This window comes from Pseudarthrobacter sp. CC4, from assembly GCF_048957775.1.
GTDB lineage: Bacteria > Actinomycetota > Actinomycetes > Actinomycetales > Micrococcaceae > Arthrobacter.
This window is the reverse complement of sequence record NZ_JARCCZ010000011.1, coordinates 116,778-136,999: the sequence shown is the minus strand read 5'-3', so window position 1 is coordinate 136,999 and position 20,222 is coordinate 116,778. Positions and strand designations below refer to the sequence as shown.

Sequence of the window (20,222 nt, the reverse complement as noted above, 5' to 3'; positions counted from 1 at the left end):
CGCGCCGGCACCCGCCTAGGGTCCGGGGGCGGGCCGGCCCTGCGTCCGCTTTGCCTGCGTCGGTGCTTTCAGGGCCGCTGCTGCCCAGACGGCCAGCAGCAGGGCCACCAGCAGCAGGCCGGCGTCGCCCAGGTCAACGGATCCCAGCCACACAGTCAAGGGGTCCTCCAGCGCGAAGGCTGTGTTGGCGAAGCCGCCCAGGGTGATGACCGCGACAAACAGGGCGGAGACCGCCGAGATTCCGGTGACGAGGGCGTTGAAGCCGAGTTTCCGCTGCGGATCGTCGAGGGCCGAACAGTACATCCGCATCATGGCCATGCCGTTCAGCGAGTCGCACAGGGTCATGGCGGCAGCGAAGGCGAGGGGCAGCGCCAGCAGGGCGAACGCGGGCACCCCGGCCAGCGACGCCGCCGTCGTGATCATCAGCAGTCCGACGGTGGTGGCGGTGTCAAAGCCCAACCCGAACAGGAAGCCGATGACATAGATGTTCCGCGGCCGCCGTACCCTGGCCAGCGGCCGCGCCAGGAGGCGGGCAACCAGTCCCTGCGGCGCGAGGTCCTGCGGATTGATCGCGGCCCCGGTCCGTGCCCGGCGGTAGGCGCGGGCCGAGCGGGCAAACGCTGAACCGTTGAACAGGCCCATGGCCAGCAGGAACAGTCCGGACACGCCGCTGCCCACCAGCCCGAGCACCAGGTTCCCGGCGGACCCTTCCTGCATGAACTCCCCCACCACCGCGGCGCCCGCGATCACCAGCACGCCGGCCAGCGTCACCACGGAGCTGTGGCCGAGGCTGAACGCGAACCCGACACTCACCGGGTCCTGCCGCTGCGCCACGAATTTGCGGGTGGAGTTGTCGATGGCCGCGAGGTGGTCCCAGTCGTAGCTGTGCTTCACGCCGGAGAGGTAGGCGGTCAGGACCAGCCCCCACGTGAGTGCCTGCGCCCCGGTTCCGCCTGCCTTGCCTGCGTTCCCGGCGAGCAGGAGCACGACGGCGGCTGCATGCAGCGCGGCCACGGCACCGAACATCCACAGCAGGCGGGTCCGCAGCGGCAGCGCTTCCCGCTCCCGGTACAGCGTGGTGATGTTGCCGAGGGCTGTCATCAGTGTTTCCTCAGGTCCAGTGGTCCCTGCCCGTGCCACCGCTCCCGGAGGAGCGCGATGCAGGCCCCGAGGTGGCGGTTCAGTTCCCCGGTACTGTTCGACAACGAGCGCAGGACCAGGCCCGTGGTTCCGGCGATTGTGCGGGTGAGGGAGATGCCGGTCAGGGCATCAGTGTTGGATGTGGTGCCGTGCAGCTCATCCGCGAGCGCCTGGTCCACGCGGGGGTCCACCACGATGAGCGACCCGAGGTGGCTGAAGCCTTCCATGAAGCCAAGCCCTGTGACATCCCCCGACGGTGGCCGGATGAGCAGGTTGTCCAGCGCCAGCAGCTGGGTGGCGCCTTCAGTTTCAACGTGGATTTCGTTCCGCAGCCGCACTTCCTCGTACCGGAAGGCTGCACCGTCCGGAGACCAGCCCGGCGTCACCACCTCGGCCATGACAAGGCACGACGACGGCCGAACAGTAATGTGCGTCCGTTGCCGGTAGCTGGCCTCCCGGTAGGCAATGAGCTGGTCCGGGACCAGTTCCAGCCGGGTCCCATCCCCCAGCCGGACAGCCATCCGCTGCTCGGCAAAGGACCCTGGAGTCCGGTAGACCTTGGTGGCGGACTGGGTGGTCAGCAACAGGTCAGCGCCGTCCCCGACCTCAACATTCAGAAGAAACAGATCCGCCCCGAGATAAGCCCCACCCGGGTTGACGACGACATAGCAAACCTGCCCGGAGTCATCGAGGTAGTGCGGCCGGAGTACCCTCAGGGCCCCCTCGTGGAACTGGCGGGAAGCAATGGACCTTCCGCCCCGGAAACTCACGCCAAGCTCAAGCCGGCCCATCGGTGACCCGACCGCCGTCGTGCTCATTGCGCCAGGTCAAGCATCAGGACGTCGTGGCGGATCCAATCGATGACCTTGTCGAGCCCTTCGTCGGTCTTGAGGTTGGTGAAGCAGAACGGCTTGGCCCCGCGGAACTCTTTGGAATCCCGTTCCATGACGGCGAGGTCCGCCCCAACGTGGGGCGCGAGGTCGGTTTTGTTGATGATGAAGAGATCCGATTTGATCATCCCCTGGCCTGCCTTGCGGGGGATCTTTTCGCCCTGGGCCACGTCGATGATGTAAATGGAGAAGTCGACGAGTTCCGGGCTGAAGGTGGCCGAGAGGTTGTCGCCGCCGGATTCGACGAAGATGACCTGCAGGTCGGGGTGCCGGGCTTTGAGTTCCTCGATGGCGGCGGTGTTCATGGAGGTGTCTTCGCGGATGGCGGTGTGCGGGCAGCCGCCGGTTTCGACGCCGATGATGCGGTCCACGGGGAGGATGCCGTTGGCGGCGAGGATCTTGGCGTCCTCGATGGTGTAGATGTCGTTGGTGATGGCGGCCATGGAGACTTCCCCGCTCATATGCCGGGTGAGGCGCTCCACGAGCTGCGTCTTGCCCGCCCCGACGGGTCCGCCGATGCCGATCTTGATGGGTTCAGCCATGGTTCCTCCTGAATTTGAAAGCGCAGTACCTAAATGCACGGTTAGCTCATGAACATCCGGGCACGTTGGCGTTCGTGCCGCATTTGCGAAATTTCCAGTCCGGGACTCAAGGCCCCGAAGTCGTCGGGCGTGAGGTGCGGGATGCGTTCGACGGCGGCAGCAACGTCGTCGGCCGCCTTCCGAAGCAGCCGCTGGCCTGCGTTCTGGCCCAGCGGGATGGCGCGGACGGCGTTTTGCGTCAGGGACGTGACCGTGGCGAAAAGGTAGGCGGCGAGCGCCTCCTGCAGCGGCACGCCGAGTGATCGGGCCACGACGGCGAACGCCAGCGGCTGGTGCCCGGCGGCCCGGCCGGTGGTCACCAGGTCCCGGTACAGTTCCAGCTCCGCCGAGGGGAAGACCTCCGCCCCGATCTCCAGCAACCGGGTCCCCATCTTGACGGAAGCCTCCCGAACCTGCCGCGGCAAAAGACAGGCGGAAAGCAGGGCATCAAGCTCAAGAACATCAACCCCCTCATAGAGGAACCGGACAGCCAACCCATCCGAGTACGTCAACTGCTGCCCGATAAAGGCACCGAGCCACACCGCAAAAGACCCCTCATCAAGCACGAGCTCCCGCTCGATGTACCCCTCGAAACCAAGAGAGTGAGCAAACGCCCCGGTAGGAAGCGCCGAGTCAGTAAGCTGCGCGAGCGCCAGCTGGTAGCTCATGACAGTCCCCCGCCGGAAAGGTGACGTTTCGGGTCGGCGGAGGCGGGAGATAAGGGCTGCGGCGTGGTGGGCCGCGCGGGGGGCCCACTGGCGCGCGGGACCCGGCCCGAGCTTGCGAGGGTTGGGAGCGCCAGGGGACGGGCACAGCCCCCTTCACCCGCCGCCGTACCCAACGTGACGCTGGAACTAGTGCGAGTGTTCAGCATGGCGGAAAGGTACAGGCATGACGCGTTCCTGGCGGGTGTAGGGCACCGAGTTGTGGCGGAGGTAGTCCTCGACGGTGTGGTCGTAGGCGCACACCATGACGTCGGCTTCATATTCGGACGATGAGTCAAAGAACTGTGCCTGCAGGTGCCGGTTGCCCAGGGAGTGGGCCACGACGCCCATTTCGGAGATGGTCCGCGGGGCGATCACCAGGACGTCGGTGGGCAGGACGGACACCACGATCATGTTGGACCCTTCGATGTGCAGGATGTCGCCGTCGCGCAGGTCCCCGGAGCCGGACGGCAGCCGGATGCCGATCTCCTTGCCGTGGTCCGTCGTCGCGCGCTGGATGCGCTTGACCAGCTGGGCGCTGGGGAGGACCACTTTCTCCTGGTGCACGCCCGCGTAGATGTGCGGGTCCGGCAGTTCGTGCAGGTTGCCGAGGACTTTGTCGATGATCACTGGGTCTCCGTGGGCTTGGAAGAAATCAGAAGAGGAAGTAGCGCTGGGCCATGGGCAGCACGTCGGACGGCTCGCAGGTGACGTCTTCGCCGTCGACGGTTACCTGATAGGTTTCCGGGTCCACCTGGATGTCCGGGGTGGCGTCGTTGTATTTCAGGTCGGCTTTGGTGAGCGACCGGATGCCGGAGACAGGCCGGATGACCTTCTCCAGCCCGAGTTCCCCGGGGACACCGGCGTCGATGGCTGCCTTGGACAGGAAGGTGATGGAGCACTGCTGCACCGCCTTTCCGAACGCCCCGAACATGGGCCGCATGGTGCGCGGCTGCGGCGTGGGAATGGAGGCGTTGGCGTCCCCCATCAGCGCGTAGGCGATCTGGCCGCCCTTGAGGACAAGCTCGGGCTTGACGCCGAAGAAGGCCGGGTCCCACAGCACCAGGTCGGCGAACTTGCCCACCTCCACCGAGCCCACGGAGTCAGCGATCCCCTGGGCGATGGCGGGATTGATCGTGTACTTGGCAACGTAGCGCTTGAGCCGGAAGTTGTCGCTGCCCGCGCTGCCGTGGGTGCCGGCGGCGCCATCCCCGCGTGGGTCTTCCAGGACACCGCGCTGTTTCTTCATCTTGTCCGCCACCTGCCACGTGCGGGTGATCACCTCGCCAACGCGCCCCATCGCCTGGGAGTCCGACGACGTGATGGAGAAGATGCCGAGGTCCTGCAGGACGTCCTCGGCCGCGATGGTCTCGGCACGGATCCTGGAATCGGCGAAGGCCACGTCCTCGGGGATGTCCGGGTTGAGGTGGTGGCAGACCATCAGCATGTCCAGGTGCTCTTCAATGGTGTTGCGCGTGTAGGGAAGCGTGGGGTTCGTGGAGGCCGGCAGGACGTTGGGCATCCCGGCGATCTTGATGATGTCCGGCGCGTGCCCGCCGCCGGCTCCCTCGGTATGGAAGGTATGGATCACGCGGCCGTCGATGGCGCGGATGGTGTCCTCCACGAAGCCGCACTCGTTGAGGGTGTCCGTGTGGATAGCCACCTGGACGTCGTACTCGTCGGCCACTGTCAGGGACATGTCGATCGAGGAGGTGGTGGACCCCCAGTCCTCGTGGACCTTGAGTCCGATGGCACCGGCGCGGATCTGCTCGGCCAGGGGTTCGACGGCGGACGCGTGGCCCTTGCCGAACAGGCCGATGTTCATGGGGAACCCCTCGGCCGCCTGCAGCATCCGCTGGATGTGCCACTTCCCGGGCGTCACGGTGGTGGCCTTGGTGCCTTCGGCCGGACCGGTGCCGCCGCCGATCATGGTGGTCACGCCGCTGGCCAGCGCCGTCGGGACCTGGTCCGGGGAGATGAAGTGGATGTGGGTGTCGACGCCGCCGGCAGTGAGGATCTTGCGTTCGCCGGCGATGATTTCGGTGCTGGCGCCGATGGTAATGGTGACGCCGTCGGTAATCTGCGGGTTGCCGGCCTTGCCGATCTTGAAGATGTGGCCGTCCTTGAGGGCGACATCAGCCTTGTAGATGCCGGTGTAGTCCAGGATCACGGCGTTGGTGATCACGGTGTCCGGGATGTCCTCATCGCGGACCGCCTGGCCGTTCTGGCCCATGCCGTCGCGGATCACCTTGCCGCCGCCGAACACCACCTCTTCGCCGTAGACGGTGAGGTCTTGTTCGATCTCGAGGAACAGCTCGGTGTCCGCCAGGCGGATCTTGTCCCCGGCGGTGGGCCCGTACAGGTCTGCGTACTGCCGGCGTGGGATCTCGAAGCTCACTGGACGTCCCCTTCCGGGCGGGTGCCGCCGTCGAGCTTTCCGTTGACAGCATTGCTGAGCCCGAACACCTCACGGCGCCCGGCCAGTTCGATCAGCCGCACGCTCCGGGAGTCCCCCGGCTCAAACCGTCCAGCCGTTCCCGCAGGAATGTCCAGGCGCCGGCCGTAGGCGGCCTCCCGGTCGAAGGACAAGGCAGCATTGGCTTCGGCGAAGTGGAAGTGGGAACCCACCTGGACGGGCCGGTCGCCGGTGTTGGTCACGGCGACCTCGATCGCCGTCCGCCCGGCGTTTGCCGTCACGGGCTCCGGGCGGAGGACGTACTCTCCTGGGATCATGGCCTGCCCCTTCAGCGGATGGGATCGTGGACGGTGACGAGCTTGGTGCCGTCGGGGAAGGTGGCCTCGATCTGCACGTCGTGGATCATTTCGGGCACGCCCTCCATGACGTCCTCGCGGCGGAGGAGGGTGGTCCCGTAGCTCATGAGGTCCGCGACGGTACGGCCGTCCCGGGCGCCCTCGATCAGTTCGTAGCTGATGATGGCCACGGCTTCCGGGTAGTTGAGCTTGAGTCCGCGGGCCTGGCGGCGGCGCGCAAGGTCGGCGGCCACCACGATCAGAAGCTTTTCCTGCTCACGTGGCATCAAATGCATGAGGGTCCCTTCGGCAGCCAGCGGACGGCGTGGGACCTACAGTAGGTGGCGGACGTTTCGGCTACGTTTCGGCTTTGTTATGGGCGGCTCTCCAGTCCAGGCAAGACTCCGGCGGCGGGAGGCTCATGTGGTGAGCCGGGCCAGGATCTCCTCGGTGGACTGGACGGGCTGGCGGTAGCTGGCGGAGAGGATGCGCAGCATGTCCGCGGCGTCCCGGCTGTCCTCGGAGGCCATCGCGTCCTTGGCATAGGTGACCCGGATGTTGTGGGCGAAGGCGTCGGCGCCGGTCTGGGCTATGCAGTTGTGGGTGGAGACTCCGGCGAGGACCACCTCGTCCGCGCCCCAGTTGCGCAGCCGGGACAGGAGGTTGGTGCCCACGAAGGCGCTGTCCCGGGTTTTGTTCAGCTGGGGCAGGCCGTCGAGGGCGAGCCCGGGCACTGCCTGGGCCTGCTCGGTGCCGCGGAAAACGAAGCCCTGGTCGTCGTCGAGCATGTTCAGCGTCCAGGTTGACTTGTCCCGCTCGTGCTCCGTCCCCACCATCAGGGCCTTGTGGCCGCTCGCCTTGAAGGCCTCGAGCAGCCTGTTGCAGGAGGCCACCAGCTGTTCCTGCTGCGCGGCAAGTTCGGGGGCCTCGAAGTAGGCGTTCTGCATGTCGATGACAAGAAGTGCAATCATGTCCGGAAACGTACCCCGTGGCTTGCCGGCGAAACCTCGGCAAGGTACAACCCCTACGGTGCCGACTCGCGGACTTTCAACTGGAAGCCGGCCTCGATGTGCACACCCTGCTCCTCCGTGGCCTGCCCCTCGATCCTGTCGATGAGCAGGCCGGTGGAGCGTTCCGCAATTTCCTCCATGCCGGGGGAGACGGTGGTCAGCGAGGGTGCGGCGAACCGGGCCTCGTCGATGTCGTCGAAGCCCGCCACGGCCACCTCCTGCGGAACCCGCACGCCTCGGATCAGCAGCTCGTGCATGGCTCCCAAGGCGAGGACATCGTTCAGGCCGAAGACGGCGTCGAACTTCACGCCGCTGTCCAGGAGCCCGGCCACGGCCGCCGCTCCGCCGTCACGCCGCCACTCGCAGGGCGCGATCAGTGCCGGATCAAACGGGATCCCTGCATGGTCCAGCGCCTTGCGGTAGCCGTTGAGCCGCAGCCCGGCGCTGCCCGCGGACTCCCCGGGGCGGGCACCAACCACGGCAATCCGACGGCGGCCACCGGCCAGCAGGTGGGTGGTCAGGGCTGCAGCCGCTTCCCCGTTCTTCATGGTGACCAGGTCGAACCGGGGATCCAGGATGTGTTCGCCCAGCAGGACCAGGGGCTTCTTGCCGAGGCGGGCGGCGATGCTGTCCGCGTCAACAACCAAGGGAGTGAACAGCAGCCCGTCGGTGAGCTGGCGGAACGGGCCCTGCAGGGCGTTAAGTTCCACCTCGCCCGCGGCGTCGGATTGTTCCACCAGGACCCGGTACCCGCGCCGGGACGCCGCCTTCATCAACCTTGACGCCAGTTCGGCATAGTAGGGAGCGGAAAGGTCGGAGAGGACCAGCCCCAGCATCCTGGTCTTCCCGGACCGGAGGCTGCGCGCTGTCAGGTTGGCCTCATAGCCCAGCTCCCCGATGGCGTCCAGGACCCGCTGCCTGGTGGCAGGCCGGATGAACTCGTAGTCATTGAGCACGTTGGAAACGGTCTTGAGCGACACTCCGGCCGCCCTCGCAACGTCGTTCATGGTGACCGCCATCATGGCTCCTTTGTGTGGTTCCGCCAGTTCCTGCCATACATCGTTGCAGAAGATGGCGTGGGTGCCGCAACCAGCGCAGTAGCGGGCCAACGCTGCGGCCGAAAGCCGCGAGGGAGCGGCCGGTCAGCCCTTTGCTGCCTTGGCAGCGGCCTTCGCGGCCTGCTTGCTGGCCCGCACCTTGGTGAGGGACTCCGGATCCACGATGTCGGCCACGGAGAGGTACGAGCCCTCCTCGCCGTAGTGCCCGGCAGCTTCCCGCCAGCCCTGCGCCTGCAGCCCGCACTGCTTGCCGAGCAGTGCCAGGAAGATTTTGGCTTTCTGCTCCCCGAAGCCGGGCAGCGCCTTCAGCCGGCGAAGCACCTCTGCGCCGTCCGGGTTGCCCCTGGTCCAAATGGCGGTGGCGTCCCCGTCCCACTCGTCCTGCACCGTTTCGGCGAGCGCCTGCACGCGTGCGGCCATTGAGCCGGGGAAGCGGTGCACGGCGGGCCGTTCCTTGAACATCTCCACGAAGGCCTGCGGCTCCTGCGCGGCGATGGTTTCGGGTTTCATTGACCCGATCCTGGTCCTGATCTTCTCCGGCCCCGCGAACGCGGACTCCATGGTCACCTGCTGGTCCAGCAGCATGCCGGTCAGCAGGGCGAAGGCGTCCTCGCTCAGCAACTTGTCCGCGGCGGGATCCCCTGTGATGTGCAATTCCATGCGGTCCATCCTCCCACCCGCGGGCCACGGCCGTCATGCCGCCCCGCCCCGACCCGGCCCGGCCCGGCCCGGCAGGAGTCTGGCGGGAGGCTAGTGCTCCACCGCCAGCCGGATCATGGACCAGGACACGGCCGGGAGCTCGGCGGTGAGGCGGCCGCCGTCGGCCTTCACCGTGACGTTTTCGGCCGGCAGGACCGACGTCGAGTCGTCGGCGGTTGCCTGCCAGTACGGATCCTTGTTCGCGTAGGTTAGCGCCTCCACCACCCGCACGCTGCCCAGGCCGGAGACCGCGGCATCCAAAGCGATCACGTCAGTGGCCGAGCGGTTGACGGCAAAGACAACCGCTTCGCCTTTTTCGGCGTCATAGGTTGCGACGGCGGACACTGCGGCAAAGTCGGCCGTCTTTCCCCCGCTGATCCGCGGGGATTCGACGGCGAGCTGCAGCACGGTTCCGGAAGCGTGGCGGGACGTGAGTGCGAACGGGTGGAAGGTGGTCTGCTTCCAGGCGCGGCCGCCCGGTTCGGTCATGATCGGGGCGATCACGTTGACCAGCTGGGCCAGGCTGGCCGAGTGGACGCGGTCCGTGTTCCTGAGCAGGGTGACCAGGAGATCGCCAACGACGACGGCGTCCGCCACCGTGTAGGTGTCCTCGAGCAGGACGGGGGCAACAGGCCAGTCCTTGCCGGTGGGGACGCGGGACTCGTCGCGGCTCATGTGCCAGACGTTCCACTCATCGAAGGAGATGTTGACCTGCCTGGCGGACTTCTTCACGGACTTCACGTGGTCGATGTGGCTGACGATGTCCTGGATAAACGCCTCCATCCGGTGCCCGGCGGAGAGGTGTTCCTGAAGGTCGCCGAAGTCTTCAAAGTATTGGTGGGCCGAGATGAGGTCCACCAGCTCGTAGGTTTCGGATAGGACCACGCGTTCCCACTCCCCGAAGGTGGGCATGGTGGGTCCGGAGCTGCCGCATGCCACAAGTTCCAGGTCCGGTTCGATCATGCGCATGCCGCGGGCGGTGTCCGCTGCCAGCCGCCCGTACTCCAGCGCGTTCTTGTGCCCGATCTGCCAGGGGCCGTCCATTTCATTGCCGAGGCACCACATCCTGATGCCGTAGCCGTCCTCCGCACCGTTGGCCCTTCGCTGGTCCGAGAAGGTGGTGCCGCCGTCGATGTTGCAGTACTCCAGCAGGTCAAGCGCCTCCTGCGTGCCGCGGGTGCCCAGGTTCACGGCCATCATGGGCTCGACGCCGGCCTTGGCGGACCACTTGGCGAACTCGTCCACCCCCACGAGGTTGGGGTCGGTGGAGTGCCAGGCCAGGTCCAGCCGGACAGGCCGCTGGTCCGCCGGACCCACGCCGTCCTCCCAGCGGTACCCGGAGACGAAGTTGCCGCCGGGATAGCGGACCGTGGACACCCCCAGTTCCCGGGTCAGCTCCAGCACGTCCCGGCGGAACCCGTCCCCGTCGGCGTTGGGGTGGTCCGGCTCGAAAATGCCGGTATACACACAACGGCCAAGGTGCTCAACAAAGGCACCGAAAGTACGCCGGCGGACTGGACCCACCACGAAGGAGGGATCCATGGTGATTTTGGCTGCGGCTGATTCTGTGGCGGTCACTAAAAGGTCCTCGTCTTCATCTATTTACAACGTTATAGAAAGCATTCTTCGTGCTGCGGCGGCAGGAGTCAAGCACCGGCTGGCGGTGGAGGCGAAAATCCAAGTAGTACCTAATCTCAAAGTCGGGTACCTCTTACGCGTTCGCCGGGACCTGCGGCGGAACTACTTTCTTCTCAGAGACAAGACGTGTTCCGGCCTGTAGTACTTGGCTCACTAGGGGGTGTGAGACGGCAATGCACGCACAGCAGGCAAGCGCAGGCTTCCCGGTCCATCGGACGCGGGTATTAAGCGGGGCCGGCGACGAGGAGGCCTTTGAGACCAAGGCCTCTCCCCCAGCCGTCGCCGGCCCTCTTCGTTCCCGGCAGGGCCTGGACCGGCGGCAGGCGCCAGCGGAGTCCGGCACCCCGGATGGGCTGGTGCTTGACCTGGTGACCGGCACCCACAGCCTGCTTGAGTCCCTCGAGCTGCTGGCGGCCGCGGCCGTCCGGTCAGTGGTTCGGGCCACGGGGATCCGGATCGAGTGCGGGGTGGTGGTGCGCCAGCCCAAGAGGAATCCAGCCGCCACCGGCACGTCGGACGACGTGGTCCATGTTCTGGAGTGGGAGCAGGAAGCCAAGGAGGGCCCGGTCAACGACATCCTGTCAGGCGGCCATCCCGTGGCGGTGCTCCAGCGGAACGGGGACTTCCGGTGGCCGCGGTATTCCACCCAGCTGCAGCTGGCAGGGTTCGGCAGCGCGATGGGGGTACGGCTCCGGATGGCACCCGGCTATGCGGACAGTGGGGCTGCGGACGGAACCGCCTATGGGGACATAGGTGCGGCCCTGGCATTCTTCACCCAGGACGCCAAGGCTTTCCCGCTGCAGGTCATCGCCGAAGCCCGCACCTTCGCCGGACTTGCCGCGCCCAGCCTGGGAGTGGCCATCAGCCTCCACTCCGCCAGGTCCATGGCCACCGACCTGCGCTCGGCGCTGGACAGCCGGACATCAATCAATGTCGCCTGTGGAGTGATCATGGCGCAGAACCGGTGCTCCTACCACGAGGCGTTTGCCATCCTCGCCAAGGCGTCCAGCCACCGGAACATCAAGCTGCGCCAGGTGGCGGAGGACATCCTCGAGCGGCTGCCCGAGGGTCCGCCCCGCGCCCACTTCGGCCACTAGCCGGAGCGGCAGGGGCGGCTCAGGTTTTGAGCGTGCCCCTGGCGATGCTGACGCTTGAATGGGCCGGATTGCCGTCCACGGGCTCGTCAGAGACGTCAACAATGGGGTACTCCGAGAGCTCCAGGCCGGCGGGCAGTTGGAAGGTCCCCGATTCGGAATTCATCACGCCCAGGCTCACCAGCCGTGAAAGGTCGGGGGCGATCAGCCAGACTTCCTGGTAGCCCTTCGCCTCGTCCTTGCTGAGCTGTATCTCCAAGGCACGGGAGCCGTCCGCCGCCTCCACCACCTTTGCCGAACCGGCGGCGGAGAACTGGGCAAGTGGTGCCAGGTCCGCCTCCGCAAGCGGCCGGGGCGCCTGGTTGAGCGACCACACAGCACCTGCGGTGACAAGCACGGCCGCCGCGGCAGCAGCCATCCAGGTTCCCGGGCGCTGCCACCAGGCTGCGCGCCGGGCCGGGCGGGTTCCGGCCCTGTCCTGCAGGGAAACAGGCTCCGCCGCGGCCTTGTGCCCGGCGCTGGCCAACGGATCTTCCTGCACAGACCCGGACAGGCCCAGTTCCCGATGGATCCCGGCCCACACGTGGGGGCCGGGGCGCTCGAGGCTGCCGGCATCCGGCGTGGTCTTTACCGCCTCCACCGCCCGGCGAAGCGCAGCAAAGTCTGCCGCGCACTCCGGGCAGACCCGCAGGTGCTCCCTGCCGCCGTCGTCCCAGTCGTCGTACAGGGCAAGGAGGCTCAACTCTTCCGGATCAAGATGCGGCATGGTTTACCTCCAATCTGTTTCTCAGGTGCGACAGGCTGCGGCGGATGTGGCTTTTGACGGTACCAAGGGGCAGGCCAAGTTTCCGCGAGATCTGCTCATGGGTCAGGTCATCGTAGAAGGCAAGCTTCATGATGGACCCCTGGGGTTCGCCAAGCCTGTCCAGTTCCCCGTCCAGGAGGATCCTGTCCGCCAGGATTTCCGCGTCTTCAAGGCCGTTCCCGGCTTCGTCGGCCAGGCCGGCTCCCGCCACCGCGAGGGCTTTCCGCGTTTCCCGGGCCGATGCGGACAGGGTGTCCGAGATAACATTCCGGGTGATGCCCACAATCCACGCCGGAAGCCTCGCAACCTGCGGATTGAAGGTGCTCCGGGAGCGCCACACGCGGATGAAGACCTCCTGGGTAACATCGTCCGCCGCCGAGCGGTCCGGCAGCGAACGCAATGCAAGGGTGTGCACCAGCGGCGCGAATTCACGGTAGGCGGCCGCCAGGGCGCGTTCGTCTCCGGCCAGGAAGGAGGGTGTGAGCTCATCTTCCCAACCCCGCGAAGCCTGGTCGGGAGGTACCAAACGTGGCTCCTTCGCGGCATCGGTGGCGAGGTTCAAGGCAGCATCACCGCTCACTCAAGGACCGCGGTGACAATCACATTGTCGCTGTAGTCCATTCGTTCGTCCAGCCATTCGCCGCCGCAGGTGACAACCTTGAGTTCATGCGGGCCCGAGCGCCGGAACACGGAGCTTCCGTCGAACCTGTCCTTGGCCATCAGTTCCACCCCGACCACCCGGTAGTTCAGGGCAGGGGCACCCTGCCGCCCTACCTGCACCAGGGTTCCTGCCGCCACCGTTTTCAGCTGCGAGAACGGTGCGGTGTCCGATTTCGTGTCGATGTGCCCGGCAATGACGGCAGTACCGGCCGCGGCTCCCGGGGCCGGGCCGAACCGGTACCAGCCCGCCCGGTCGAAGGCGTCCGGAATTTCCATGGCCCCGCCCTCCGCAACTCCCACCGGAACTACGGGCATGTCGATGGAAGTCCCGGCCACCGTGAGCGAAACCGGGGAAGGCTCCGCGGCCGTTGATTCCGGAGTGGCGGGCCGCACCGGAATCTCCGGAACCGGCGCAGTCCCGGCGGCGGAGCTTTCCCGCTGGGCTGGACTCGTCGCGCCAGCCTGGCTGGCTGCCGGCGGGGAGGCTGGAGCCTGCTGGGCCGGTTGCGCCGCGCAGCCGGGAAGCAGCAGTGCGGCCGCGAACAGGAGTCCGGCGACAGAAAAAGCGGAAGGACGACGGCGGCACTCCCCTGCCGTCGTCGTGATTGCCTTAACCTGTCCGGCATTGGCCGGGCCGGCGCATGCCTTGCCGGCTTGTTGTATCGGGTCCATCTGTCCGGCCTTTCTTTCGTCCGCGCCTGGGCGGGAACCTGCATCTGATGGGACAAGGGGACGGCCGCCCGGCTTTCACCGGGCGGCCGTCAGCGGGGTCTACTCCGCCCGGCGGGCGGCCACGGTGCGGGCTACGCCCAGGCCGCCGAGGAGCAGGGCCAGCGCTGCCGCTCCGAAACCGACCGCGAGTACTGCCGGGCCAGTCGAGGCAACATCGCCGGAGCCGTCACGGGCTCCAGGCACCGAGGCGGGAGCTGAGTGCAGGCCCTCGATGGTCTGGACGGCCAACTGGAGGTTCTTGTCCGCCAGGCTGCCCCAGGCGTACACGATGGTGTGCGTACCTTCAGCGATCGTGACGTCGGCCGGGCCGATCACCGGTGCCGTGGTTCCCGTGGCAGCGACTGCGGCCGAAACGGTGCCGGGGTCAAGCGTGAGGGTCTGTTCGTTCGGGTTGGCGAGGTTGGTAACAACGGCGGCACCGCCGGCGAGGACGTCCACGGCGGGAGCTGCCGCCGTGTGCCGGACGGTCAGTTTGCCTTTGCCGGCCTCGATCCGGGAAACGTTGTTGGTGAAGAGGTTGGCGGTGGGGTTGCCTGCTGCGTCAAGGTTGGCGACGGCGGTGTAGTTGCCGTTGGCGGCCAGCGTGACACTGACCGGGCCGATGACGGCCGCGGATGCGTCGGCGGCGTCCGAGGCGGTGATGGCGAGTTCGTAGGCCCCTGGCGGCAGGGCCAGCGGGCCGGCCAGGCTGCCGGGAGTGAAGTCGTCCAGGGTCCGGTCTCCGTTGACCCAGACGTCCACGGTCAAGCCCGGTACACCGTGGAGGACGGACAGCTGCGCGTCCCCCTCCGCAGCGTGGGCCGGGCCGGCGAGAGCGATTGCCGCCGCGATTGCCGCCGCACCGGCGCCTGCTGTAAAAATCCTGTTGCGCATGTCCTTCTCCTTGATCGGCCCGCTGCACGGGCGTTTTTGCTTACACCCCTACTACCGGCGCAGCATCAAGGTTGGATGCACTTGCATGGAAATTTGTTCAGGATTTTTCCGGCTGCGCGGGCGGGGCCGTACTCGCCCGGAGGACCAGTTCCGGCGTGACCACAGTGGAGCTGACGTCGGCGCCGGCTTCGATCTCCTTGAGCATGATGTCCATGCAGCGCCGGCCCAGCTCCTCGAAGTCCTGCCGCACCGTGGTGAGCGGCGGGGTGAAGTACCCCGATTCCGGCTGGTCGTCGAACCCCACCACGGAGACGTCGTCGGGCACGCGGACCCCCGCTTCCGCGAAGGCGCGCAGCACGCCCAGGGCCATCTGGTCGTTGCCCACGAAGAGAGCCGTCGCGGTCCGGTCGGCCGCGAGCTTCCGGCCTGCCTCATACCCGCTGCCGGCACTCCAATCGCCCTGCACCAGGAGGTCGTCGGCCAGATCGGCAGCCCTGAGTGCCTCGCGCCAGCCTTCGGCGCGTTCTGAACCGTCCGTCCAGTCCTGCGGTCCGGCGATATGGCCGATCCGGCGGTGGCCCTGGCTGATCAGGTGCTCTACGGCGAGCTCGGCGCCGCGGCGCTGGTCCACCATGGCCCCGCTGACACTGCTGCTGCCAAGGGACCCCACCGCCACCACAGGCACGGGCAGGCGCATTTCTTCCAGGGCCAGCAGGGTGTCGGCGTGCGGCACCAGCACCGCAATTCCGTCAACGGCCTGGTCCATGAAGTGGTTGACGGCGTCGGAAATGGCATCCCTGCCTACCTCGCGGAGGGCTGCGATGCTGACAAAATAGCCGGCGTTCCGGGCGGCCTGTTCAACCCCCAGGAGTGTGTTGGCCGGACCGTATTGGGACAGCTCGCTGGCCAGGACGCCGATGGTCTGCGAGCGCCGGGTGACCAGGCTGCGGGCGGCGGTATTCCGGCGGTACCCCAGCTCGGCGATGGCGGCCTCCACCTTCGCGCGCGTCGATTCGCTGACATTGGGGTGATTGTTGATCACCCGGGAGACTGTCTGGTGGGAAACCCCGGCCCTGTCCGCCACATCTTCAAGGCGCGGCATCCGCCCCTTGCTACTTTTTGCCATGTGCCTATTCTGCCTGCGTGCACAGGATTGCGGCTTCCGCTCGGAGAAAAACACCCCAGGGGGTATAAGCTGGACGGAGGACCCGATCTATGGAGAAGTCCTTCTTTTCCCTCGCCCGATCAATTTCACTGTCAAGCCCACCCAAGGAGAATCATGACGTACACGCTCAGCACCACCATCGCTCTTCCATGGGCCGAAGCCCTGGACCGCACCCGGGATGCCCTGTCAGCGCAGGGCTTCGGAGTACTCACGGAAATCGACGTCCGGTCCACCTTCGAAGCCAAGCTTGGCCCCGAAGCCGCTGAGGCCGTCGGCGACTACGTCATCCTCGGCGCCTGCAACCCTGCGCTGGCCAGCCGGGCGCTTGCTGCAGAGCCGGAAATGGGCGCGCTCCTGCCCTGTAATGTCGTCGTACGCCGCAGCAAAGACGCGGGAGCCACCACTGTCGAGGCCATCGACCCCCAGACCATGGCCCGGCTTAGCGCTGCGCCGGCCGTCAAAGAGGTTGCCGACGACGCCGGTGCCCGGCTGCGCAAAGTCCTTGACGCCTTGAGCGACTAATCCGCCAGTCCCGGGCGCTGATGCTCGGATCCGGCATGAACTCAAAGAAAAACCCCCGGTTCCCTGCAGGTGCAAGGAACCGGGGGTTTCCACTCTTCGCTAAAAGAGTGGGCCCTGTGGGGCTCGAACCCACGACCCACGGATTAAAAGTCCGATGCTCTACCAACTGAGCTAAAGGCCCCCGCCGAATGGTTCAGCGCCGCCGGCGCTGGCCAATACGGCCTAGTCCATTTCTGGACGTTAATACTCTAACCCATGGTTCCGGCGCGTTCGCACGACGCTGCCAAACCGCTGTCGGCCCGGAATCACGCGACGGCCGGGGAGCACGGATGCTCGATTTCCGCCTTGGCACAGGAGTAGCGTGGGGGCATGAGTGAGCAAGCAGGATCCAGTCCTTACGGCGGCGCGAACCGGCACCATAAGCCCAAGCCCTTCGCTCCCATCGACTTCGAGCCCTTTGCCGGGGGCGCGGATCCCGCGCGGGTCTCGGAGGCGGCCCACCTCGCGGCCCAGGCCTTGGTCCGCCACGGCCGCGACAGTGACGATCCCGTGGTCACTGAGCGCCTGGTGAAGCTCGCCGACGAGCAGGGGCTGGAAGCCATCGCGGAAATGTGGGCCGAAAGTCCCGCGCGTTCGCTTCCCGGCGCGTTGTGGCGCCTCTACGCCCTGCGTGCTGCGACGGTCCAGGACCCGGAGCGCATCTCGGTGTATTTCCGGGCCGGAAAGGACACTGCCCAGGTGTCCAACGTGGTGGCCGGAGCGGCCGAGCCACCGGGCGCCGATGAGATGCGGGCCATGGCGGATGCCATCCTCTCCGGCGCGTTCGACGGCGAGTTCGACGTCGCGCTGGAACGTTCCGCAGCCTTTTGCCGGGTTGTGGCACTCGGCCAGGCAACCATCGCCGACGGCGCCGAGCACGGCAACGAAGCGCACGCCAGCAAGCTCACCCGAAACTCGCACCAGCTGGTGAAGACCGCTGAGGACCTGGAACATGCCGCGAACGCGTGGCGGCTGGGCGAACTCGACTGAGACCGCCCTGCCTGCCCCGCCCTTGCCCAATCTGTCAAGATTGACTTGCGCCAGCCAAAGTAGAAAACTGAAATCGGTGCCGAGCCGCGAAACCCCCGGGCTTCAACAATTAGCCGCCTAGAGCGGCCTACCGCCGAGAGGCGTATCCGGTTCGGCACCATTTTTCTGCCACTTTTCCTGCCCGTCTTCCCAGACATTCCAGGCCTGTTTCCAAGCACCAAGTTACGGGCCGGTAGAGTTGGCTCAGTTGCGCGCCGGAGTCAAGTCACACGGCAGCAACACCCCGCCCCGTACTTTTCCCCGGAGACCGGTAAACACGTGAAGCTGCGCCTTTTCCCCCAGGAGCCCGCCGGGCTGGACCTCCTTTCGCAGTTGGCCCAGCAGATTGTGCTGGCTGCCGCCACCCTGGCCGAAATTCTTGGCGTCCCTGCTGATGAACACGGCAAGCTGGTGGAGGACATGCACAACCACGAGGCGAAGTCCGCGGAGCTGCACTTCGCCCTCCTGACGCATATGCGCTCCAGTTTCGTGAACCCGCTGCCCCGCGAGGACATGTACGCGCTCTCCCGCTACCTCAACGAGGCGATGGAGAAGATGGACGCGGCGGCAGAGCTGGTGGCCCTGTACAAGCTGGAGCGGCTGCCCAAGCGGGCCGCCGACCAACTGGAGATCATCAGCCGGCAGGCCGAACTGACCGTGGATGCAATGCGCCGGCTCAACAACCTCGATGACCTCGAGGACTACTGGATCGAAATCCTCCGCCTCACCAAGCGCGCCGAACGCACCCACCGCGTATGGGTGGCGGACATGATCGCGGACATGAAATGGGCGCAGTATTCCCGCAACCGGGACATCGCCAACCAGCTGGTGGAAGTCACCAAGGACATGCGGCGGATCGCCACCCAGGTGGGCAGCCTCATCGTCAAGGAATCCTGAGGTGACGCCGGTCATTTTCGGCTTGGTGGTCCTGCTGTCCGCGGCGTTCGCCTTCCTCAACGGCTTCCGCGATGCCTCCACCTCCGTGGCGCTTGCCGTCCGCACCAGGGCCCTCACCCCCAGCGTCGCGGTCCTGCTGGCGGCCTTCTTCAACTTCATTGGCGCCCTGCTGAGCGCCGGGCTGGCTGTGGCCATCAGCCGGGCCTGGATCAGCCTTCCTCCGGGGCCGCAGGGCCTCAGCATCCTGGTGGCCGGCCTGGCAAGCGCGTGCGCATGGGGGATTTTGCTGTGGTGGCGGGGCATTCCCGCCTCATCCACCCACGCCTTGGTGGGCGGGCTTGCCGGCGCCGGCCTGGCCAGCCTGGCGGTGGGCGGCACCGGCGTCGGAGGGGTGGACCAGTCCCTGCTCTTCCAGGTTGTGCTTCCACTGGTGCTGTCCCCGCTCGTCGCCTACAGCGGCGCCTTCATGCTGGTGTATCCGGCCACCTGGGCGGCCCGCTACACCCAGCCCAATGTGGTCAACCACCGCTTCCGCCGAAGCCAGGCAGTGGCGGCCGGGGCCGTGGCTTTTGGGCACGGCATACAGGACGGGCAGCGCGTCAGCGCCGTGCTGCTGCTGGCGCTGTTGGCCGCAGGGTATTCCGACGGCGGCTCGTTGCCCCTGTGGGTGATGTTGCTGACAGCGGTGATGATTGCCGCCGGGACCATGTTCGGCGGCTGGCGGATCTCGCACACGATCGGGTACAAGATCACCCGGGTGGATCCGCTGCGCGGGTCTGTTGCCCAGACTCTCAGCGCCGTGATGCTTTTTGTGGGTTCCATTGCGCTCCATTGGCCGTTGTCCACCACGCACACGGTGACTTCGGCAGTCCTCGGGGCGGGAGAGAACCAGCACTTTTCCGTGACTAACCGGAAGCTGGTGATCCGGATCGTGGGGCTCTGGGTCCTCACCCCCGCCGCCACGGCTGCACTGGCATTCGTGCTGGCTTTGGCGCTCACCCCGGTGGCCGGTTGAACCTGGTAGTGCCATGTCTTCATGCGGGGGCTTCATTGCCCTATACAGGCTGATCACGGTGACGTAGATTCGAAAGTAGGTTCTGGAATCCCGTACTTTCGCTTTCCCGGGCCGGACATCCGCCGCCGGGTGCAGGGCCGCGGACTGGGCTGCTGCAGCATATCGGCGGCATGGATGCACCTCGCGGAAAAGAGCAGGCATCATGTCTACTTCGAGGCCCCGGCATTCCCTGCCCCAGCCGCGGCAGCTTCGCTGCGAAACCTGCGGGACCGAACATCAATTGACCATCCACGCCATCAGTGCGATGGGGGCAGCCAACGGGGACCTGGTCACCGTTGGATACACCTGCAACGACTGCGGGCTGTTCCAGGAGCACCTCGCCTATGCACGGGATGTGGCGGCGGCGTTGCACCAGGTGCGCCGGATGGCCCAGGTCATCCTGTTCGGCGACGAGTACATCCACTGCGGGTTTCCCATGGAGGAAGCCGAGTTCGAGATCGAACGGCTTTGCTACCGCAGCAGCGACAGCGGAGGGGGACTCAACGCGGTTTCGCTGCCCACGAGGGTCCTGCGCTGCCGGTGCGGCTTCCAGCTTGAAGTGCCGGAGTAGGCTAAAACCCCGTGGGCCAGGCTGGCGGGGCGTCCAGCAGGGCCGCTTCCAGTTCCTGGGACGTCATGTTGGCCGCCTGGAGGAGCGCGCCGTGGTCCACCCCGGAACTGGCTGCCTGCTGGACGGCTTCCCTGAGGGACTCGTGGGCGGCGTCGAGTTCCCACTGGATGCTCTCCAGGTAGGAACTGGTGCGCCAGACCGCAGAGAGGTGCTCCCCATCGGCAAAGGTTCCAGGCCCGTTGGGATGATGGCCCCTGAGGCCGTTTGCCGTCTGCGTCAAGGAAAGCTCCTATTCTTCTAGTTACTAGCT

At 66.6% G+C, this 20,222-nt stretch carries 24 protein-coding genes and 1 tRNA gene; 6 read left to right on the top strand and 19 right to left on the bottom strand.

All coding sequences use genetic code 11. The features are described from left to right. Positions 1–15: 15 nt before the first annotated feature. The 12 genes from PV768_RS09640 to PV768_RS09585 all read right to left on the bottom strand — a co-directional run bounded on the left by PV768_RS09640 (position 16) and on the right by PV768_RS09585 (position 10,411). Positions 16–1,101, bottom strand: a complete 1,086-nt coding sequence (locus tag PV768_RS09640) for a HoxN/HupN/NixA family nickel/cobalt transporter (protein ID WP_421092901.1) — start codon at positions 1,099–1,101, stop codon at positions 16–18. Then, positions 1,101–1,958, bottom strand: coding sequence for an urease accessory protein UreD (locus PV768_RS09635; protein WP_421092900.1), 858 nt, complete (start codon positions 1,956–1,958; stop codon positions 1,101–1,103). Before PV768_RS09635 ends, PV768_RS09640 begins: the two co-directional genes overlap by 1 nt. Beyond that, positions 1,955–2,572, bottom strand: coding sequence for an urease accessory protein UreG (gene ureG, locus PV768_RS09630; RefSeq protein ID WP_157239646.1), 618 nt, complete (start codon positions 2,570–2,572; stop codon positions 1,955–1,957). The genes PV768_RS09635 and ureG overlap by 4 nt, the downstream gene beginning before the upstream one ends. A 41-nt stretch (positions 2,573–2,613) precedes the next feature. Then, positions 2,614–3,279 carry an urease accessory protein UreF gene (locus PV768_RS09625; RefSeq protein WP_421092899.1) on the bottom strand — a complete coding sequence of 222 codons (666 nt, stop codon included), beginning with the start codon at positions 3,277–3,279 and terminating at the stop codon, positions 2,614–2,616. A 186-nt stretch (positions 3,280–3,465) separates the two neighbouring features. After that, positions 3,466–3,945, bottom strand: a complete 480-nt coding sequence (ureE, locus tag PV768_RS09620; protein WP_421092898.1) for an urease accessory protein UreE — start codon at positions 3,943–3,945, stop codon at positions 3,466–3,468. A 25-nt stretch (positions 3,946–3,970) separates the two neighbouring features. Beyond that, complete coding sequence (gene ureC, locus PV768_RS09615) at positions 3,971–5,713, bottom strand: urease subunit alpha (RefSeq protein WP_421092897.1); 1,743 nt, start codon at positions 5,711–5,713, stop codon at positions 3,971–3,973. After that, complete coding sequence (locus PV768_RS09610) at positions 5,710–6,048, bottom strand: urease subunit beta (RefSeq protein WP_421092896.1); 339 nt, start codon at positions 6,046–6,048, stop codon at positions 5,710–5,712. The genes ureC and PV768_RS09610 overlap by 4 nt, the downstream gene beginning before the upstream one ends. An 11-nt stretch (positions 6,049–6,059) precedes the next feature. Next, the gene (locus PV768_RS09605; RefSeq protein ID WP_421092895.1) at positions 6,060–6,362 is read right to left on the bottom strand and encodes an urease subunit gamma; all 303 of its coding nucleotides are present in this window, start codon (positions 6,360–6,362) and stop codon (positions 6,060–6,062) included. Between the two features lie 123 nt (positions 6,363–6,485). Then, the gene (locus PV768_RS09600) at positions 6,486–7,037 is read right to left on the bottom strand and encodes a cysteine hydrolase family protein (protein WP_421092894.1); all 552 of its coding nucleotides are present in this window, start codon (positions 7,035–7,037) and stop codon (positions 6,486–6,488) included. A gap of 53 nt (positions 7,038–7,090) precedes the next feature. Continuing rightward, positions 7,091–8,095, bottom strand: coding sequence for a LacI family DNA-binding transcriptional regulator (locus PV768_RS09595; protein WP_421092893.1), 1,005 nt, complete (start codon positions 8,093–8,095; stop codon positions 7,091–7,093). Between the two features lie 123 nt (positions 8,096–8,218). After that, positions 8,219–8,803, bottom strand: coding sequence for an HhH-GPD-type base excision DNA repair protein (locus tag PV768_RS09590; RefSeq protein ID WP_421092892.1), 585 nt, complete (start codon positions 8,801–8,803; stop codon positions 8,219–8,221). An 81-nt stretch (positions 8,804–8,884) separates the two neighbouring features. After that, the gene (locus tag PV768_RS09585; RefSeq protein WP_421092891.1) at positions 8,885–10,411 is read right to left on the bottom strand and encodes an alpha-N-arabinofuranosidase; all 1,527 of its coding nucleotides are present in this window, start codon (positions 10,409–10,411) and stop codon (positions 8,885–8,887) included. Positions 10,412–10,644: 233 nt separating this feature from the next. Between PV768_RS09585 and PV768_RS09580 the strand changes: the two genes are divergently transcribed. After that, positions 10,645–11,568, top strand: a complete 924-nt coding sequence (locus tag PV768_RS09580; protein ID WP_421092890.1) for an ANTAR domain-containing protein — start codon at positions 10,645–10,647, stop codon at positions 11,566–11,568. Between the two features lie 19 nt (positions 11,569–11,587). Here the strand turns inward: PV768_RS09580 and PV768_RS09575 are convergent, their stop codons facing one another. The 5 genes from PV768_RS09575 to PV768_RS09555 form a co-directional block, all read right to left on the bottom strand. Beyond that, complete coding sequence (locus tag PV768_RS09575; RefSeq protein WP_157239660.1) at positions 11,588–12,331, bottom strand: anti-sigma factor; 744 nt, start codon at positions 12,329–12,331, stop codon at positions 11,588–11,590. Beyond that, on the bottom strand, positions 12,318–12,896 hold the full coding sequence (locus PV768_RS09570; RefSeq protein WP_157239661.1) for an RNA polymerase sigma factor: 579 nt from the start codon (positions 12,894–12,896) through the stop codon (positions 12,318–12,320). Before PV768_RS09570 ends, PV768_RS09575 begins: the two co-directional genes overlap by 14 nt. Positions 12,897–12,946: 50 nt before the next feature. Further along, complete coding sequence (locus PV768_RS09565) at positions 12,947–13,702, bottom strand: class F sortase (protein ID WP_421092889.1); 756 nt, start codon at positions 13,700–13,702, stop codon at positions 12,947–12,949. A gap of 99 nt (positions 13,703–13,801) precedes the next feature. Beyond that, positions 13,802–14,635, bottom strand: coding sequence for a DUF4397 domain-containing protein (locus tag PV768_RS09560; RefSeq protein WP_421092888.1), 834 nt, complete (start codon positions 14,633–14,635; stop codon positions 13,802–13,804). A 97-nt stretch (positions 14,636–14,732) separates the two neighbouring features. Further along, on the bottom strand, positions 14,733–15,761 hold the full coding sequence (locus tag PV768_RS09555; RefSeq protein WP_421092887.1) for a LacI family DNA-binding transcriptional regulator: 1,029 nt from the start codon (positions 15,759–15,761) through the stop codon (positions 14,733–14,735). 153 nt (positions 15,762–15,914) lie between these two features. Here PV768_RS09555 and PV768_RS09550 point away from each other — a divergent pair, with 153 nt between their 5' ends. After that, positions 15,915–16,322, top strand: coding sequence for a DUF302 domain-containing protein (locus tag PV768_RS09550; protein ID WP_421092886.1), 408 nt, complete (start codon positions 15,915–15,917; stop codon positions 16,320–16,322). Between the two features lie 108 nt (positions 16,323–16,430). On the opposite strand, the gene PV768_RS09545 is transcribed toward PV768_RS09550, so the two are convergent. After that, positions 16,431–16,503 (bottom strand) — tRNA-Lys (locus PV768_RS09545). 188 nt (positions 16,504–16,691) lie between these two features. Between PV768_RS09545 and PV768_RS09540 the strand changes: the two genes are divergently transcribed. From PV768_RS09540 to PV768_RS09525, 4 genes are all read left to right on the top strand, one after another. After that, positions 16,692–17,351 carry a hypothetical protein gene (locus tag PV768_RS09540; RefSeq protein WP_157239667.1) on the top strand — a complete coding sequence of 220 codons (660 nt, stop codon included), beginning with the start codon at positions 16,692–16,694 and terminating at the stop codon, positions 17,349–17,351. Positions 17,352–17,669: 318 nt separating this feature from the next. Continuing rightward, positions 17,670–18,287, top strand: a complete 618-nt coding sequence (locus tag PV768_RS09535) for a DUF47 domain-containing protein (protein ID WP_421092885.1) — start codon at positions 17,670–17,672, stop codon at positions 18,285–18,287. 1 nt (position 18,288) lies between these two features. Beyond that, on the top strand, positions 18,289–19,302 hold the full coding sequence (locus PV768_RS09530; protein ID WP_321215096.1) for an inorganic phosphate transporter: 1,014 nt from the start codon (positions 18,289–18,291) through the stop codon (positions 19,300–19,302). Between the two features lie 202 nt (positions 19,303–19,504). Beyond that, positions 19,505–19,912, top strand: coding sequence for a hypothetical protein (locus PV768_RS09525; protein ID WP_157239668.1), 408 nt, complete (start codon positions 19,505–19,507; stop codon positions 19,910–19,912). A gap of 1 nt (position 19,913) precedes the next feature. On the opposite strand, the gene PV768_RS09520 is transcribed toward PV768_RS09525, so the two are convergent. Further along, positions 19,914–20,192 carry a hypothetical protein gene (locus tag PV768_RS09520; RefSeq protein WP_421092884.1) on the bottom strand — a complete coding sequence of 93 codons (279 nt, stop codon included), beginning with the start codon at positions 20,190–20,192 and terminating at the stop codon, positions 19,914–19,916. Between the last annotated feature and the right edge of the window lie 30 nt (positions 20,193–20,222).

Excerpts from the sequence above, each read along its gene's own strand:
- PV768_RS09560 (WP_421092888.1), bottom strand. The coding sequence starts at position 14,635 with ATGCGCAACAGGATTTTTACAGCAGGCGCCGGTGCGGCGGCAATCGCG.
- PV768_RS09590 (WP_421092892.1), bottom strand. The coding sequence starts at position 8,803 with ATGGACCGCATGGAATTGCACATCACAGGGGATCCCGCCGCGGACAAG.
- PV768_RS09555 (WP_421092887.1), bottom strand. The coding sequence starts at position 15,761 with ATGGCAAAAAGTAGCAAGGGGCGGATGCCGCGCCTTGAAGATGTGGCG.
- PV768_RS09635 (WP_421092900.1), bottom strand. The coding sequence starts at position 1,958 with ATGAGCACGACGGCGGTCGGGTCACCGATGGGCCGGCTTGAGCTTGGC.
- PV768_RS09640 (WP_421092901.1), bottom strand. The coding sequence starts at position 1,101 with ATGACAGCCCTCGGCAACATCACCACGCTGTACCGGGAGCGGGAAGCG.
- PV768_RS09575 (WP_157239660.1), bottom strand. The coding sequence starts at position 12,331 with ATGCCGCATCTTGATCCGGAAGAGTTGAGCCTCCTTGCCCTGTACGAC.
- PV768_RS09540 (WP_157239667.1), top strand. The coding sequence starts at position 16,692 with ATGAGTGAGCAAGCAGGATCCAGTCCTTACGGCGGCGCGAACCGGCAC.
- PV768_RS09605 (WP_421092895.1), bottom strand. The coding sequence starts at position 6,362 with ATGCATTTGATGCCACGTGAGCAGGAAAAGCTTCTGATCGTGGTGGCC.
- PV768_RS09600 (WP_421092894.1), bottom strand. The coding sequence starts at position 7,037 with ATGATTGCACTTCTTGTCATCGACATGCAGAACGCCTACTTCGAGGCC.
- ureG (WP_157239646.1), bottom strand. The coding sequence starts at position 2,572 with ATGGCTGAACCCATCAAGATCGGCATCGGCGGACCCGTCGGGGCGGGC.
- PV768_RS09580 (WP_421092890.1), top strand. The coding sequence starts at position 10,645 with ATGCACGCACAGCAGGCAAGCGCAGGCTTCCCGGTCCATCGGACGCGG.
- PV768_RS09550 (WP_421092886.1), top strand. The coding sequence starts at position 15,915 with ATGACGTACACGCTCAGCACCACCATCGCTCTTCCATGGGCCGAAGCC.
- PV768_RS09610 (WP_421092896.1), bottom strand. The coding sequence starts at position 6,048 with ATGATCCCAGGAGAGTACGTCCTCCGCCCGGAGCCCGTGACGGCAAAC.
- PV768_RS09565 (WP_421092889.1), bottom strand. The coding sequence starts at position 13,702 with ATGGACCCGATACAACAAGCCGGCAAGGCATGCGCCGGCCCGGCCAAT.
- PV768_RS09595 (WP_421092893.1), bottom strand. The coding sequence starts at position 8,095 with ATGGCGGTCACCATGAACGACGTTGCGAGGGCGGCCGGAGTGTCGCTC.
- PV768_RS09525 (WP_157239668.1), top strand. The coding sequence starts at position 19,505 with ATGTCTACTTCGAGGCCCCGGCATTCCCTGCCCCAGCCGCGGCAGCTT.
- PV768_RS09625 (WP_421092899.1), bottom strand. The coding sequence starts at position 3,279 with ATGAGCTACCAGCTGGCGCTCGCGCAGCTTACTGACTCGGCGCTTCCT.